General features: G+C 70.9%; 16 protein-coding genes. 2 read left to right on the forward strand and 14 right to left on the reverse strand.

The features are described 5' to 3' along the window. Positions 1–69: 69 nt before the first annotated feature. Positions 70–675 (reverse strand): hypothetical protein, encoded by a 606-nt coding sequence (locus tag KME79_RS26625; RefSeq protein ID WP_219546822.1) that lies wholly within the window; start codon positions 673–675, stop codon positions 70–72. A 214-nt stretch (positions 676–889) separates the two neighbouring features. On the opposite strand from KME79_RS26625, the gene KME79_RS26630 reads away from it, so the two are divergent. Continuing rightward, positions 890–2,305 carry an autotransporter outer membrane beta-barrel domain-containing protein gene (locus tag KME79_RS26630; RefSeq protein ID WP_219546823.1) on the forward strand — a complete coding sequence of 472 codons (1,416 nt, stop codon included), beginning with the start codon at positions 890–892 and terminating at the stop codon, positions 2,303–2,305. A 14-nt stretch (positions 2,306–2,319) separates the two neighbouring features. On the opposite strand, the gene KME79_RS26635 is transcribed toward KME79_RS26630, so the two are convergent. The 5 genes from KME79_RS26635 to KME79_RS26655 form a co-directional block, all read right to left on the reverse strand. Further along, the gene (locus KME79_RS26635) at positions 2,320–4,890 is read right to left on the reverse strand and encodes an AfsR/SARP family transcriptional regulator (protein WP_219546824.1); all 2,571 of its coding nucleotides are present in this window, start codon (positions 4,888–4,890) and stop codon (positions 2,320–2,322) included. 49 nt (positions 4,891–4,939) lie between these two features. Next, positions 4,940–7,027, reverse strand: a complete 2,088-nt coding sequence (locus tag KME79_RS26640) for a glycoside hydrolase family 6 protein (protein ID WP_219546825.1) — start codon at positions 7,025–7,027, stop codon at positions 4,940–4,942. A gap of 64 nt (positions 7,028–7,091) precedes the next feature. After that, entirely contained in the window at positions 7,092–7,466 is a 375-nt protein-coding gene (locus KME79_RS26645; protein WP_219546826.1) for a sigma-70 family RNA polymerase sigma factor family protein, read from the reverse strand. Positions 7,467–7,468: 2 nt separating this feature from the next. Beyond that, complete coding sequence (gene lgt / locus KME79_RS26650) at positions 7,469–8,332, reverse strand: prolipoprotein diacylglyceryl transferase (protein ID WP_219546827.1); 864 nt, start codon at positions 8,330–8,332, stop codon at positions 7,469–7,471. A gap of 64 nt (positions 8,333–8,396) precedes the next feature. Continuing rightward, a complete protein-coding gene (locus tag KME79_RS26655; RefSeq protein ID WP_219546828.1) occupies positions 8,397–9,323 on the reverse strand; it encodes a zinc-binding dehydrogenase in 927 nt (308 codons plus the stop codon). Positions 9,324–9,424: 101 nt separating this feature from the next. On the opposite strand from KME79_RS26655, the gene KME79_RS26660 reads away from it, so the two are divergent. After that, positions 9,425–10,117, forward strand: a complete 693-nt coding sequence (locus KME79_RS26660; protein ID WP_308249060.1) for a TetR family transcriptional regulator — start codon at positions 9,425–9,427, stop codon at positions 10,115–10,117. On the opposite strand, the gene KME79_RS26665 is transcribed toward KME79_RS26660, so the two are convergent. From KME79_RS26665 to KME79_RS26700, 8 genes are all read right to left on the reverse strand, one after another. Further along, positions 10,104–10,391, reverse strand: a complete 288-nt coding sequence (locus tag KME79_RS26665; RefSeq protein ID WP_219546829.1) for a hypothetical protein — start codon at positions 10,389–10,391, stop codon at positions 10,104–10,106. The genes KME79_RS26660 and KME79_RS26665 overlap by 14 nt on opposite strands. A 122-nt stretch (positions 10,392–10,513) precedes the next feature. After that, positions 10,514–11,362 (reverse strand): hypothetical protein, encoded by an 849-nt coding sequence (locus KME79_RS26670; RefSeq protein WP_219546830.1) that lies wholly within the window; start codon positions 11,360–11,362, stop codon positions 10,514–10,516. Positions 11,363–11,416: 54 nt separating this feature from the next. Further along, on the reverse strand, positions 11,417–12,175 hold the full coding sequence (locus KME79_RS26675) for a class I SAM-dependent methyltransferase (protein ID WP_148035874.1): 759 nt from the start codon (positions 12,173–12,175) through the stop codon (positions 11,417–11,419). A gap of 305 nt (positions 12,176–12,480) precedes the next feature. Further along, positions 12,481–12,765, reverse strand: coding sequence for a hypothetical protein (locus KME79_RS26680; RefSeq protein WP_219546831.1), 285 nt, complete (start codon positions 12,763–12,765; stop codon positions 12,481–12,483). Continuing rightward, entirely contained in the window at positions 12,765–14,003 is a 1,239-nt protein-coding gene (locus KME79_RS47110) for an ABC transporter ATP-binding protein (RefSeq protein ID WP_308249061.1), read from the reverse strand. Before KME79_RS47110 ends, KME79_RS26680 begins: the two co-directional genes overlap by 1 nt. Before the next feature lie 28 nt (positions 14,004–14,031). Beyond that, entirely contained in the window at positions 14,032–14,625 is a 594-nt protein-coding gene (locus tag KME79_RS26690; RefSeq protein ID WP_219546832.1) for a hypothetical protein, read from the reverse strand. Beyond that, entirely contained in the window at positions 14,622–14,945 is a 324-nt protein-coding gene (locus tag KME79_RS26695; RefSeq protein ID WP_148035860.1) for a PadR family transcriptional regulator, read from the reverse strand. The genes KME79_RS26690 and KME79_RS26695 overlap by 4 nt, the downstream gene beginning before the upstream one ends. 43 nt (positions 14,946–14,988) lie before the next feature. Further along, positions 14,989–15,630 carry a DNA alkylation repair protein gene (locus KME79_RS26700; RefSeq protein ID WP_219546852.1) on the reverse strand — a complete coding sequence of 214 codons (642 nt, stop codon included), beginning with the start codon at positions 15,628–15,630 and terminating at the stop codon, positions 14,989–14,991. Positions 15,631–15,921: the final 291 nt, after the last annotated feature.

Raw genomic sequence — 15,921 nt, forward strand, 5'->3', positions numbered from 1 at the left:
CGGCGGGCGGCTGAACCATCGCAGTGCACCGCGGCTCGCCTGTCGACCGATTTTCCCGGCAGGACCGAGTCAGCGGGAGCTGGGGGAAGAGCGCGCGAGGAGCTCTTGGACCAGTCGTCGGCGTTCCGCCGGCAAACGGCGAGCAGTCATCGCCCGCTGCAGAAGATCAGGATCAAACCCATGCGTACCCAGGTGGTCGAGGAGAGGCTCATATCGATCAGGCCGATCTCTCAGGAGCTCTGTGATCAACCGTAGTTCCAGGCGGACCACAGGGACACGATGAGAGCCGCACCTGATCAGGACGTAGTGCCGCCACGGACCGTGACCAGCACATTCCATCCCATCTGAGTCGACCTGCTCTTCCATGGTGCTCATGCCTACGGCGACGCCGTTCACGTCGTAATCGGTGAAGTACTGCGAAGCTTCGGGAAGCCAAGAGGCGGCGTAGAGGCAGGGAAACGATGAGAGTGCGGCAGCGAACGCGTTCACGTCCTCTCGTCGAGTCACCAGGAGGTCGATGTCCCCGACGGGGAGATGGACGCCTTGCAGAAGAGCGGCACTCGTGCCGACCACGCGATATACCGGGTTGGCGCCCACAGCTCTCAGCGCAGTGAGAGCCGTGTCCAACGCCGCGGTTACGTCCGCCGGTCGCAGAGACACGTCGCCGTCGCCCATGGAGATCAGCGTATCGATGTCCGAGTCGCTTGAGCCGTCTCTGACGAATGCCGGAGGATCTGCATGGCCGCGTGCGAGGACATGGGAAGGATCAGCCGACGGCCGTCGCGACACGCCCGTACTCAGGGTTACATCTACCTCACAAAGAGCTACTGCTAGAACCCATCTGTGGAGCAACCGTGTGCTCCGGTGCAGAGGAAAGAGGAGTTCCCTGATGTCCTGGCAGAGATTCCGCGCGCAGGGTCCGGCCCGCAACGTCCGGCGAGCGTTTCCGGCCCGGCTCCTGGTCGCGGCGAGCCTGGCGGCCGGCGTCGTGACGCTCCCGGCCCTGCCCGCCGACGCCGCCACCGTGTCCGTGAGGTGCTCGGTCTCGGACCTCGTCAGGGCCATCAGGAACGCCAACAACTCGCCGGGCCCCGACACGCTCAACCTCTCCCACAGGTGCCACTACCGCCTGGTGCGTCCTGATACCGCGAACCCCGCCACCGGGTTGCCGGCCATCACCAGCGACATCACGATCAACGGCAACGGCGCGGCGATCACGCGCGTCAAGACCGCCCCCGCCTTCCGCATCCTCCTCGTGGCCGGCACGGGCACGCTCACGCTCAACAGGATCACCATCAGCGGCGGCAGGGCGACGGACTGCCCCGGTGCGCCGGCCCCGCCCAATCCTCCCGGGCTGGTCTGCGGTGGCGGCATCAACAACCAAGGCACCCTGACGGTGAACCACAGCCGGGTGATCGGCAATACCGCCACGTCCGGGGTCTTCGCCGAGGGCGGCGGCATCGACAGCGACGGCACCGCGACCTTGTACAACACCGACGTCAGCTACAACACCGCCAGTTACACCGGCACCGACCCGAGCGCCGCCGCGGGCGGCGGGATCGCCAACGACGGGCCGATGACGGTCAGGCACAGCCGGGTGACCGGCAACACCGTCCACGTCACCAGGAGATCCCGCGACAGCTTCGCTTTCGGCGCCGGCCACGCCGCCTTCGCCGCCACGACGATCGTCCACAGCACGATCAGCGGCAACCGCGCCAGTGCCCCGGGCGGCACCGCGCGGGGCGCGTTGACCAGCGCGGTCGACATGACCGTGACCGACACCTTCATCCGGGGCAACACCGCGAGTGCCTGGCGTGGCACCGTGACCGGCGGCGGAGTCGCGTACACCGGCACCATGCTCATGACCCGCACGCACGTCACCGGCAATCGAGCCATCGCCGAAGGCGGCAACGCGCTGGCCGGCGGGATCCGGATCGGCCCAGGCGGTCAGCTCACCCTGCGCGACAGTGCGGTGATCGGCAACGCCGTCAGTGCCCCTCATGGCAGGAGCGCCGTGGGCGGCGGCATCGACAACTCCGCCGGCGGCACCCTGACAAGCAGCCAATCGAAGATCATCAAGAATGTCGCCACAGCTCTGGGCCCCGGCACGGCCCGCGGCGGTGGCCTCTTCAACGCCATCGGCTCGGCGAGCCTGACCGACAGCGTCGTCACCGGCAACACAGCCGGCGACGGAGGCGGCATCTTCGAAGAGTCCGGCGCGGTCACGCTGAGCGACAGCGTGGTCAGGGGCAATCGGCCGAACAACTGCGCCCCACCCAACAGCGTCCCCGGCTGCGTCGGCTGACCGAGCCCGGCAGCTCAGAGCAGCGCCAGCAGGGACCTGGCGTTCGCGCCGCCCTGGCGGTCGCCGGTCTCCTCGAAGACCTCCAGCGCCGCCCGGGCCAGCTCGCGCGAGCGTACGGTCGCGCCCTCCGAACGGTTGACCTTCGCCAGGGCCAGCAGGGCCTGCGCGTCGAGCAGCCGGTCGCCGAGTCGTACGGCGATGCTCCGGGCCCGTTCGGCGGCGGCGCGCGCGTCCGGTCGCGCGCCCTGCGCCAGGTGTACGGCCGACAGCTCCAGCAGTGTGTCGGCCTGCCGGTGCCGGTCGCCGAGCTCGGCCAGGCGACCGGCGGCGGCCAGCAGTCGGTCGGCGGCCTCGTCCAGCCGGCCCGCGCGGCGCAGCATGACACCGAGCACCTGCTCGGCGTCGGCGGCGTCGCGCTGGTTCTCCGCCGCGTCCAGGCAGGCCAGCAGCGCGCGCTCCGCCTCCGCCAGGCGGCCCAGCTCCAGGTGGACGCGGCCGAGCCGGCGCGTGGCGTGGGCGACCTCGCGGGCGTGTCCCCGGCTCCGGAACATCTCCACCGCCAGCCGGAGCCGCTCCTCGGCCCGCTGCCAGTCCCGCTCGGCCAGGTGCAGGTCACCCTGGTCCAGCAGGATGAGCGCCTCGCCCAGGCCGTCGCCCGCCCGCCGCGCCGACTCCATCGCAAGCCCCGCCGAGGCCCGCCAATCGTCCAGGAACCGGTGCCGCTCCAGGTAGGGCGTCAGCAGGTGGGCCAGCCGCCAGCAGCCGTCGTCCAGCCCGGCGGCGCCCAGGTCGGCGACCAGGCTCACCAGGAACGCCCGCTCGGCCGCCAGCCACTCGACCGACTCCCTGATGTCCCTGGTCGCCACGGCCGTGGCCGGATCTCCCGACACCAGCGGGAACCGCGACGCCCGCACGCGCGACAGCGCCGTGTCCGCCAGCTTCGCCAGCGTCCCCGGTGCCGGCTGCTCGCGCGCGAACAGCCGGGTCAGGTCGTGCAGCCGGTAGCGCACCTGCCCGGCCGCGTCCACGCCGTGCGTCTCCAGCAGGCCCGCGTCCACCAGCGCCTCCGCCTGCCCGCCGAACAGTTCGGTCACCCAGTCGGCGAAGTCCGGCGCGGACAGCGCGCCCAGCCCGCGTAACGTCAGGCTCGCCGCCTCCGGCAGCCCGTCGAACCCGATCGCGAACACGCTGCGTACCGTCAGGTCGCCCGCGCGCAGCCGGTCGAGCCGCTGGTGCTCGTCCTCCAGCAGACCCACCAGATAGTCGGCGGTCCACTCGGGGCGGGCCGCCAGCCGGGAGCCCGCGATGCGCAGGGCGATCGGCAGGCCGCCGCAGAAGCGCGCGAGCCGCCGCAAGGCGCCGTCCGCCGCCCGGCCCGAGCTCTTGACCAGCAGCTCCACCGCCTCACCGTCGTCCAGCACGCCCACCGGCAGCCGCCGCGCGCCGGGCAGGCCGCCCAGCGGGGAACGACTGGTGACGATCGTCGGGCACGAGGTCAGCAGCGGCCGCACCTGCGCCTCGCCGGCGGCGTTGTCCAGCACCACCAGGAGCTTGCGGTTGGCGGTGTAAGTGCGGAACAGCCGCTCGCGCTGCTCAGGCGCGGCCGGCATCGCCTGGGCCGGGCAGCCGAGCCAGCGCAGGAAGTCCTCCAGCACGGCCGCCGGGGCCGTGGTCTCGCGCAGGTCGGCGTACAGGATGCCGTCGGGGAAGTAGGGGCGCCGCCGCCACGCCGCGTGCACGGCCAGCGCCGACTTGCCCGCCCCCGCCTGCCCGTGCACCACGACGAGGCCGCCCGCCACGTCCTCCAGCAACTCGGCCCGGCCGGTGAAGTCGGCCACGTCGGGCGGCAGCAGCACCGGCGGCCCGGCCGACACGTGCAGCGAGGCGTCGTCGTGCAGCATGCGATGGTAGAGCAGTTGGAGCTCCGGGTCCGGCTCGATGGCGTGGCCGCCGTCGAGCTGGTCGCGCAGCACCGCGTACGAGGCCAGCGCGTCCACCCGGCGCCCGCTGCGGTAGAGCGCCAGCATGTACTGGCCGCGGAACCGCTGCCACGTCGGGTGCTGCCGTGTCAGCCGGCGCAGCTCGGCCAGCAGGTCGCGATGGCGCCCGGCGTCCAGGTCGGCCTGCACTCGGCGCTCCAGCGCCAGGAGCCGCAGCTCCTCCAGCTCCTCGCGCAGCCGCCGGGTCTCCACCCACCGCTCGCCCTCGGGGTCCACGTCGTCCAGCGCCTCGCCGCGCCACAGGGCCAGCGCCTCCTCGTACGCGCCCCGGTCCACCAGCAGCCGGAACCGATCGACGTCGAGCTGCCCGTCGCCGAGGTTCAGCAGGTACGCGCCGGACACGGTGGTGATCGTCCCCTGTCCGATGAGCCGCCGGAGCTGCCCCACGTACCCCCGGACGAGCGAGTCGGACCGGTCGCCGCCCTCGTGCGGCCACAGCAGCCTGCGCAGCCGCTCGGCCGTCAGCGGCCGGCCCGCGTTGAGCAGGAACATCGCCAGGAGATCGCGATGCTTGCGCACGGTCGGGGTGCAGTTCTTGCCGTCGGTGTCGCGGACCTCCAGCGGGCCCATGATGCGGAACTCCACGGCTCCTCCCTATCAGGAAGCCCGCTCGCGCGGACGATGAGCGCGGGCCTCACCGCAAGGGCGGGTCGGCCAGTTTCGCCCGTTCGAGGGCCAGCTCGGCCCACCACTCGCCCGCCTCCGGCGACACGACGCCGCGCTCCGGGTCCTTCTCGCCGTCGGTGCCGCGCCGGCACCGGCCTCCTGACGTGCCCGCCCGCGCGATCCACAGGTAGGCGTCCACCAGCTCCTCGCCCGTCGCCGTGGTCGGCCGGTCGCCGACGCCCCTGCCCGGCGGGTTGCACCAGGTCTGCGGGTCGGGGTAGCTCCTGGCCGGGGCCCAGGAGCCCTGGCCGTTCCTGCCGGTGTCGACGACGAAGTGCGGCATGGCGGCCGGGTCCGCCCGCACGTCCGCGGGGCAGTCCTTCCGGCCGGTGGCGCGCCGGACGGCGACGCAGGCCGACAGCTTCTTGCCGTACGCGACGGCCTTCTCGGTGCGCTGGAAGCCGGCCGTGTTGACGAAGAAGCCGTCCGCCCGGTCGATGCTCGCGCCGATCAGGCGTTCGGCCATGGGCTCGGTGCCCGGCCAGAGGTCCTGGCCGCCGTCGAGGTAGACGGCGGTGTTCGGGTTGAACTTGAGGGCCTGGACGGCCTGGCGCACGTCTTCGTAGCGCTGATCAGAGGAGCCCTGGGGGGCGCAGTTCGCCGTGCCGGGCAGCCTGGCCAGGCTGCCGGGCTCCAGGATGACCGCCGCGCGCGCGTCGCCGATCTGGGCGGCTATGCCCTTGATCCAGTCGTGGTAGGCGGCGAGGTCGGCGGAGGCCGCAGGGCCGCACTCGCTGCCCGGCAGGCGGTTGATCAGGAACACGGGCACGGCGTCCCGCTGCCCGGCGGCCGTGATGGCGTCCTTCACCTTGGCGCCGGCCTCGGGCTTGCCGAGGCGGATGGCGTACGGGATGGCGGCCAGTTTCGTCATGAGCTCGGCGTCCTTCGGCCGGTCCTCGGCCCAGAGCTTCGCCTGGCGGTCGGCCTCCGGCTCGGGCGGGGCGTAGAAGCGGACGTCCTTCCCGGCCCGCAGGGGGTTCCGCGCGGCGGTGGTTCGAGAGGCCGCCGGAGACGCCGTGTCGACCGTACCCTTGGCCGTCGGATCCCGGACGCCCTGCCCCTGCGACGCGAACGCCGCCACCACCCCGGCCGCGGCGACGACCACGGCAGCGGCCCCGGCCACCCACTTGCGCCGGCCGTCCACGACGCGCGCCGCTTGTGCCGGTGCGGGTCCGGGGGACGAGGACCGGGGTGGCCTGGTCGGGCCGGCCCGCTCGGCGCTTCCGCCCGTCTCGTTCGGGGGAGCGACGGGTAACGGGATGGACGTGCTGAGGTGGTCCAGGATCTCCTGGGCGGTGGGACGGTCCGCGGGCGTCTTGAGCAGGGCGGCCGCGACCACGTCGTGCAACTGGCCGGAGAGCCCGTGCAGGGCCGGGGGGTCGTTGACGATGCGGAGGAGGACCGTGGGCACCGAGCCCGAACCGAAGGGCGAGGCCCCGGCCGCGGCGAAGGCCACCGTGGAGCCCCACGAGAAGATGTCCGACGCGGGACCCACCTGCGAGCCCGAGACCTGCTCGGGAGACATGTACGCCGGCGTCCCCACGATCGCGCTGCTCATCTCCGCGTCGGCGAGGCGCGCGATGCCGAAGTCGATGACCTTGGGCCCCACCTGGGACAGCAGCACGTTGGCCGGTTTGAGGTCGCGGTGCACCACCCCCGCACCGTGGATGGCCCGCAGCGCCACCGCCATGGACGCCGCCAGCCCGTCCAGCGCCGAGCCCTTCAACGGCCCAGACCGGCGCACGACGTCCTCGAGGTTCGGCCCTTCGACGTACTCGGTGACCAGGTAGGCCGTCTCGCCCTCGACGTCGGCGTCCAGCACCGGGGCCGTGCAGAAGCGGGCGACCCGCCGGGCGGCGGCGACCTCGCGGGCGAAGCGGCGGCGGAAGTCGGCGTCCGCGCTCATCCTGTGGTGGATGAGCTTGACGGCCACCCGCGTGCCGTCCGGTCCCTCACCCAGGTAGACGACCCCCATCCCGCCCTCGCCCAGCCGGGCGAGCAGGACGTACGGCCCGGCCAGGCGTGGATCCCCGTCGCGCAACGCCTCCAAGGTCATAGACCGTCAGGTTAGCCCGCGGCCGGTGGCCCTTCCAGACCTCACTCTTCCCGCCCGGTGCGCGCTACGGCGACATCCACGGCCGGAGCTTCCGCGGGTTGCGGACCGCCCAGATCCGGGCGACACGGCCGTCGGCGACGTCGAACGAGGTCACGATCACGACTTCCCCGGCACGCCGGGCCACCAGGCCCGGCACGCCGTTGACCGACCGTTCCAGGAGTTCGAGCCCCGGCGCCTTGTCGGCGATGGCGACCATGTACTGAGCGATGCGCGCGCCGCCTTCGACCGGGCGCAGGACGGTGCCGACCACGCCGGCTTCCTCGCCCTCGCCTCCGTCCAGGTCGTGCTCGGCATCGCGCACGTACCGCCGGTCCATCTCCCTCTCGGCGTGCTGATGTTCGGGCTGAGCGTTCTGGCGCTGGCGCGGGAGCTTTGACATCCTCAAGAACCTCGTGCGGCGGGCTGCTCGGGCGAAGCGGGCACCACGATCTCTTCGGTGTCCTTGTGACGGGTCACCCAGAAGTACACCAGCGCCCCGGCGAGCAGCACGATCGAGGTCCACTGGTTGATCCTCAGGTCCAGGAACATGACCGCGTGGTCCACCCCGCCGACCGGGTCGATCCGCAGCCCTTCGATCCAGAACCGCCCCAGCGTGTAACCGGCGACGTAGAGGGCGAACAGGCGGCCGTGCCGGAGCGTGAACCGTCTGCCGGCGTAGATCAGGGCGAAGCCGAGCGCGACGTTCCACAGCGACTCGTACAGGAATGTCGGGTGGTAGAGCACGCCCGGCTGGCCGCCGTGCGCCTGGTCGATCTCCAGGCCCCACGGCAACGTGGTCGGGCTCCCGTACAGCTCCTGGTTGAACCAGTTGCCCCAGCGGGCGATCGCCTGCCCGAACGCGATGCCGGGCGCGACCGTGTCGGCCACGGCGCTGACGGACAGTCCCCGGCGGCGGCAGGCCAGCCACACGCCCACGCCTCCCAGGGCGACCGCGCCCCAGATGCTCATCCCGCCTTCCCAGATGAACAGCGCCTGGTAGGGCTCCTTGATCGCGCGCGGGCCGAAGTACAGCTGCCAGTCGGTGATGACGTGGTAGAGGCGGGCGCCGATCAGGCCGAAGACCACCCCGGGCACCGCGATGTCGGTGATCGCGCCTTCCTCGCCGCCCCGGGCGCGCCAGCGCCGCTGACTGAGCCAGACGCCGAAGGCGATGCCGACGATGAAGCACAACGCGTACGCCCGGATCGGAATGAATCCGAGATGCCAGACACCTTCGGAAGGGCTGGGAATCGAGGCGAGGGGCATGACGGTGACGGTAGCCGATGAGGGGCTGATCCGTCGCGTGCGCGATTCGTACGGGGTGAGGTCGTCAGGTGATGTCGAGTACGGCCTTGCCGTGCAGGCGGCGGCCCAGGAGGGCGTCGATCGCCTCGGCGGCCTTGTCCCAGGGGCCGCGCCAGGAGATCTGCGGGGTGAGGGCGCCCGCGGCGACCTTGGCGGCCAGCCAGGTGAGGTCGGGGCCCAGGTCGGACTCTCCGGGCAGGTAGAAGGACACGATGGAGCGGTCGTGGCCGCGGTCGCCGGACAGCATCGGGTACGGGAAGCTCTCGCCCTCGCCTGTCACCCGGCCCACCGCGACGAGGGCGCCGCCGGGGGCGAGGCGGTCGTAGGCCGCGACGAGGTGGTGACCGCCCACCATGTCGAGGACGCCGTGCACCGGTTCGTCCACGTTCTCCGGGCCGGCGAGCACTTCGTCGGCTCCGAGGGCGCGCAGGGTGTCGCCGTGCGCGGCGGGGTCGCCGGTGGAGGCGATGACATGGGCGCCGGCCAGCCGGGCGAGCTGGACGGCGTACCTGCCGACGCCTCCTGTCGCGCCGGTGATCAGCACCCGCCTGCCGAGGACCGGGCCGAGACGGCGCAGGGCGCGCAGGGCCGAGAGCCCCGCGACGGGGATCGTGCTGATCGCGCCGGGGTCGGCGCCCTCGGGCACGGTACCGATCATGCTGGTGTGCACGGCGCGCTGTTCGGCCCAGGCACCGGCCATGCCGAGGGTGATCACGGGGGTGCCCGCCGGTGGGCTCGATCCGTCGCCGGCGGGCCGTACCACCACTCCGGCGGCGTCCCAGCCCAGGACCGCGCCCGCCGGCGCCCCCTGCCGCGCCAGGGACGCTTCGCCGTGGTTCAGGGACGTGGCGGTCACGCGTACGAGAGCCTCGTCCGGTGCGGGGACGGGGTCGGGCGTCTCGCCCAGGCGGAGTCCGCCGGGGGCCGCGGGGTCGGTGATCAAAGCGCGCATGGTGGTGCCTTTCGTCGAAGTGCGCCGACGTGGCTCACTATAACGCCACTCAGTGGCATAAACCTCCTGTAGGCGTTAGCGCATCCGTTACACTTGGAGGGGTGGACAGCACCGCACCGACCCGCCCGGCCGTACTCGCCCGCCGGGTGATGACCGAGGACGAACTCCGTGACCTGCCGCTGCGCGAGCGCAAGAAGGCGCGGACCCGGCAGGCCCTGATCGACACGGCGCTGGAGCTGTTCACCGAGCGGGGCTTCGACGGCGTGACGCTCGACGAGCTGTGTGACGCGGTGGAGATCTCCAAGCGCACGTTCTTCCGCACCTTCACCAGCAAGGAGGACGTGGCCGGCGCGCCCACGCACGATCTGTGGATCGCCTTCCTCGACGACATCGAGTCCCGCGACCCCTCCGGCGCCGCGATCCTGCCGTTCCTGTGCGACGCGCTGCTCTCCGTCATCGACCGGATGCCCGCCGAAGGGTGGACCCGCCGCGTCCTGCTCAACCTGCGACTGGCCGACAAGACCCCGTCGCTGGACGCGCACTGCCGTTACCTGTGCGACCTCATCACCCGCACCGCCCTCGACATCCTGTCCCGCCGCTTCGACGTGCCGCCGGAACGCGACGATCCCCGTCTTCGCCTGGCCCTGGACATGGCGGTCGCGGCCTTTCACCACGCCCTGGAAGGGTGGGCCGCCGACCCGGCGGAGCCCACCCGCGCCTCCCTGACGGCCCGCATACGCGACACCTTCGCCGCCGTCCCCGGCGCCTTGACCCTGCCCCTCACGCCCCGCTGACTACGAAAAGTTCTTCGACGCTTCGTACGGTGACCGCCTTGTGGATCCACGACTCGAGCGTTTCCTGGTCGGTGCAGGCGAGGATGCGTTCCCGCGTCTCGTCGGACACTTCGAGGCCGCGTGTCTCGAGAACCATCAGGATCGCTTTGGCCTCTCCTCTAGCCTCTCCCTTGGCTTCTCCCAAGCTCTCGCCGTGGGCGATCCAGCCGCGTACCCACGGGTGCTTGATCTCATCCAGGACGGCCACTGCGATCTCCCTCCCGCGTCCCAGCATGCCGGAATGTTACTCCGAGTCATTGCCTGCTTTCGCGGGGTGGCTCGGAGGGGACAGTCGTCGGGGCGTCGGGTCTGCGGCGGCTGCCTGTTCCAGGCGGCGGAAGCCTGACTAGGCAGTTGTCAGTCGAAGAGTTCTTCGACGCTTCGTACGGTGACCGCCTTGTGGATCCACGACTCGAGCGTTTCCTGGTCGGTGCAGGCGAGGATGCGTTCCCGCGTCTCGTCCGACACTTCGAGGCCGCGTGTCTCGAGAACCATCAGGATCGCTTTGGCCTCTCCCAAGCTCTCGCCGTGGGCGATCCAGCCGCGTACCCACGGGTGCTTGATCTCATCCAGGACGGCCACTGCGATCTCCCTGAACTTGGTGACAACGGACTCGGGCAGCAGCGCGAGTACCAGATCAGAATAACTCCGCTGCTCCTGGGACAGGTGCTGCTGTGAGTCATGCAGTACTTGCAGGACTTTGAGGCCTTCGTCGCCATCGCCATGCACGACGGCGGACAGGGCGGTCAGCTCGGGCTCGGCGATGGCGCGGGCGATATCGGTGATCATGGGCACCTGTTCCGGGCCCACCACCACCGGGCAGAGGACCCAGCCGGGATGTCCCATGTCGATATGAGTGGCGCACCTTCTGGCTTCCGCCGCGTCGGGGCAGAAGACGAGAAGGACGCAGGGACACTTGAGGCGCGCCCGCAGCGTGGCCAGATATACCGGCCACGACCAGTGTTTTCGCCTGTCGTACCTGCGTTGCACCTCCAGTACGACGGCGAAGACTCGCTTGTCGTCGACCATGGCGACGACCGAGTCCGCGCGGTATTCGGTAGGCCGGCAGTCGTTCAGGTCGGCGCTTTCCAGCCGGGCCTCCTTGAACGCGGGCACCTTGAGGCCGACTTCGGCCAGCAGCGTCGCGACCAGGGAGGGTCGATGGCGGACGAGTTCGATGAGGAACTCGTGCTCCTGCGTCAGCATGCCTGAATATTACTCATAGCTACTGCTTGTTTACCGTGAGTTTCGGCTGTTCGCTCAGTTGCGTTCGAGGGTGAGGAGCGGCTCGGAGAAGACGGGCGCCGGGGCGTCGGGGTCTGCGGCGACCGCCTGCTCCAGGCGGCGGAAGCCGGTCTCCAGGTCGTCGGGGCTGAGCTGGGCGAAGAACGAAAGGGTACGCAGGCGCAGTCGTTCGAGCATGTCGCCGAGGGTGCCGTAGGACGGTTCGGTGACCGTGCGGAAGTCGGTGACGCGCCAGCCGTCCGACGTGAACATCGCGATGACCTCGTGCAGCGGCTGGAACAGGGCGGCGTCCACCTCGTAGCCGCGGGGGAAGTGTTCCAGCCACCACGGCCTGGGGTGGTGGTCGCTGAAGTTGGCGCGCAGCAGGAGGCGCCCGCCGGGCCTGAGCACCCTGGCCAGCTCGCGGGCCGCGCGTGGTTTGTCCTGGACGTGGTGCCAGGACAGGAACATGAGCGCGTAGTCGGCGCAGGCGGACGGCACCGGCATGTCCTCGGCGGAGCCTGCCAGATAGCGCACCTCGGGATGGCGGGACTGGGCCTGCGCTGTCTCGCGCATGCGGACCGACGGCTCGACGCCGGTGACAGGGCCGAACGCGCGCGCCAGTGCGGGGGTGAACCTGCCGGTCCCGGAGCCGACGTCCAGCCCGGCGAGCGGGCGCCTCTCGGGCAGCGCCGCCTCGAAGGCGCTGATCCATGTCCGCAGTTGCTGCTCGTTGAGCGCCCGGCCGCGCGCGTAGTCCTGGTGCTGCTCGGTGTCGTAGTCGATCCGCCTCATCGCAGCTCCCGCCTCACCGGATCACCCCGATGTATCGACTTGATATATCGGGACGATATGCAGGATCACGCCACGACGCAAGGTCAGGACGAGGGCAGGCGCACGGTCATCGTCAGCCTTCGCCGCCACGCTGGCCGTCGGTGCGGTGGCCGGGATCTACCCGGCGATCAGGGCCTCCCGGCTGGCTCCCACGGCGGCCCTCGCGGCAAGCTGGCATCCGGCCGGGAACGTGGAAACGCTCCCGGCCGGACACCTATGACCGGAGTCCCGGTGCCGAGAAGAACACCGGAATCTTCAGGACATTCCTACGGCCGGGCGAGGGCGTACATCTTCGTGGAGCCGACCTTGATCGTGGTGCAGTAGTACTCGGGACCCGCGGAGTTGGCGTCGGAGTTGCACTGCTTCGCGCCCGCGGTGGTGTACGGATACCACCTGACGACGACCTGGGCGGAGGCCGGCGCCGGAGCGAGGACGACGGTCATCGCGGCGGCGGCGATGGCGGTCGACAGGCCGAGCGTGGTGAGCGCCGCCCGGACGGGTCTGGAGAGCAGCCCGGCGGCCGCCTCGCCGGCCAGGTCCCGGAAATCCATCAGGCCTCCGTCAGCATGCCGTCGGTGATCCGGACCCGGCGCTCGGCGCGCTCGCTGACTTCTCGCTCGTGCGTGATGACCACGATCGTCAGCCCTTGCGTCCGCAGCCCGGCGAACAGGCTGAGCACGGCCTCGGTGTTGCGGCTGTCGAGATTGCCGGTGGGCTCGTCGCACAGCAGCAGGGCCGGCTCTCCCATGAGGGCCCGGGCGATGGCCGCGCGCTGGCGCTCGCCGCCCGACAACCGGCCCGCTGGGAAGCCCGTACGGTGGCCGAGGCCGACGCGTTCGAGCGCCGCCAGCGCCCGCTCCCGCCGTCCCCTCCGCGGCCGCCCGCCGTAGACCTCGGCGAGCATGACGTTCTCGGTCAGGCTGCGGTGGGGGAGCAGGTGGAAGGACTGGAAGACGAAGCCGATGCGGTCGCCGCGCAGCTTGGTGCGGGCGCCGTCCTTCAGCGCCGTGGTCCCGGTTCCGTCGAGGCGGTAGCTGCCCGTGGTCGGGCGGTCGAGCAGGCCCAGCACGTTGAGCAGCGTCGACTTGCCGGAGCCTGACGGGCCGACGATCGCCACGTAGTCGCCCCGGTCCACCCGGAACGACACGTCGTCGAGGGCGCGTACCGGAGGCCGGGAAGGGAACTCCTTCGTGATCGCGCGCAGCTCGATGACCGTCCGCGGCTCGTACGCGGCGTAGAAGTCCTTGCCGCACTCCACGTCGTCCAGGGCCGCCTTGATCTCCTTGTCGGCCCACTGCCGGGCCGTGGCGGGGGCGAGGCGCGGAACGATGTAGCGCCCTTCGCCGATGCCTTCCTCGGGGATGTCGTCGTTCAGGGCGATCCGCTTGAGCTGCTCCTCGAACGTGTCCGGGACCTGCCTGCCGATGTCCGCCGGCCTGACGGAGTCGATGCGGTAGCCCTTGCCCTTGAGGCAGTCGCCCATGGCCGCGGCCAGCTCGATCAGCTCGGGGTCGCCGTTGAGCTCGCGGTCGAGCGTCTGGTCGATCATCTGGTTGCGCTGCTCGGCCAGGTCCTCCGCGGAACGGACGACCTGGCCGGTGACCTTCTTGACCGCCTGCGCCCGGCAGCTTTCGAGCGCCGTGTCGTAGGCCGCAAGCTGGGCGGGGGAGAGCTCGTTCTTGATGGTGAAGTTGGGGCTGTCCGACTCGCTCCAGACGACTTCCTTGAGGCTCGGGCCGGCGATGGTGGTGAAGATGCCGAACCCGCGCTTCCGGGCGATCGCCCGCATCGCCTCGTAGTCGCCCGAGGCGGCCTTGCTATCCTCGGCCGGCTGGGGCGCGGATCGGGTCTCGGTCGCGGAGCGCGACCGCGTAACCGGCCGCCGCGACGAGCGGACTGCTGTCACCGAACAGCGGCCGGTCGCCGAGCGGGTTCGGATAGACCGGGAGCACGGTCAGGTCGAACGCCGGCCGCCCGGCCGCGATCGCCGCCGCCTTCACCCCGGTGACCAGCGTGAGCGCGAACGCCGTACGCAGCCGTCCGCGCTGGACGGCCAGCAGCGCGAGTGCCGACAGCAGCGTCCACAACGGCAGCGTGCCGGCGTACGGCAGAAGCGCGGCCAGGTTCGCCGCCGTCACGGCGGTGACGGCCAGGTGGAGGCCGTCCGCCCAGGCGTTGCCCGTCGCCTGATGCAGGATGCGGCTGCGCACACCGCCCAGAAGCAGGCCCCACACCTCCTTCGGCGGCGGGACCGTCCGTCCCGCCGCGTCGGCGAGCAGGACGTCGAGCAGTTCGTCGCCGTAAGCGGTGCGGTAGTGCCTCGGGTAGGCGAGCAGCAGCTTGCGGTAGCGCCGTTCCAGGACGGACGGGGCGGGTGGTTCGACGGCGGAGGCAGGCTTGACGATCGTCATGGACCGGCCGGGCGCAGGACGAGCGAGGCGGCCGCCTGCATCCGCCTCGCTTCGGCCTCCACCAGAGCCCGGCCTTCGTCGGTGATGCGGAAATAGCGGCGGTTGCGGCCGTTGATCAGCTCTTCGCGGTCCACCGTGATCACGCCGCGATCGTTCAGGCGTTCGAGGATGCCGTACAGCGTGCCGACCGACGGCTGGACCCGGCCTCCGGACAGCTCCTTGATGGACTTGCTGATCGCGTGCCCGTGCAGCGGCCCCGCGCGCAGAGCGGCGAGCACGAAGAACATCGGCTCGCTGACTTCGGAGGTTCCTCTTGGCATGAGGCCGACATTATTCCGTTCAACGGAGCATCTGCAACGCCGCTCATCCCCTCTGGCGGCGCACGATCTCGTCGATCCAGATGGGCGCGAAGGGGGACGTGCAGCCCGGGGGAGTCGGGTAGTCCTTGAGCACCTGCAGCCGCTCGCCGATGTCGATGGCCCGGGCGCGGTGCTCGGCGTGGTCGATGCCGATCTGGGCCAGGCAGTGGTTCATCGCCCACTGCAGGCGATCCGGGGCGTCCTTCATCTCCGCCTCGATGACGTCGAGCAGCCCCGCGAGGTCGAGGATCTCGGGCTTCTTCGTCACGCGTTCGGTGGTCAGCGCCCAGCCGGCGCTCGCGACCACGGGGTCCGGGTCGGCGGACCAGATCAGGCGCAGCTCCTCGGCGTGCGGGTTCTTCTTGACCACGTAGTTCACGAGCCAGTCGTGGACCTTGGGCGTACGCGCCTCGCGCAGCATGGCGTCCAGCTCGTCACGCCCGAACGCCTTCGGGCGGCAGATCAGGATCGCCACCAGCCTCGCCGCGGTGTCACCCGTCTCCCAGAGCCGGACCGCGAGCTCCTGCTGCGTCTTCAGCCGCTTCGCGAGCGCGCGCAGCTTGCCGAGGTTCACCCCGTGATCGTCACCGTGCTTCTCGTTGACCGCGCGGGTCTTCGGGTCCTCCAGCTCGGCCAGCTCGGCCATCACCTCGGCCGCCGTCGTCTCGGCCACCTCGGCCTCCTGTCCGGTTGCGTACGACGGGGCCACAGTCTCATCTGGCGCTTATATAAGTCAAGGCTGATTGAGTCGGGCCTCGGCGCACGCGTAAAAGTGGGCCGGCCGTGACAGCCGGAAGCCGGTGCTCCGCGTCTTCTTTGCGGGATGTGTCTGTTGTAGATATCTGATATCGGCGCGGTCAGTGTTCAGGAGGGTGACATGGCGAATTCCTCTTCGAATTCCCGCGGATGGCTGGGGCCGCGATCTGTAGCTTTTTGG

This window comes from Nonomuraea harbinensis, assembly GCF_019396385.1.
Lineage (GTDB): Bacteria > Actinomycetota > Actinomycetes > Streptosporangiales > Streptosporangiaceae > Nonomuraea > Nonomuraea ferruginea.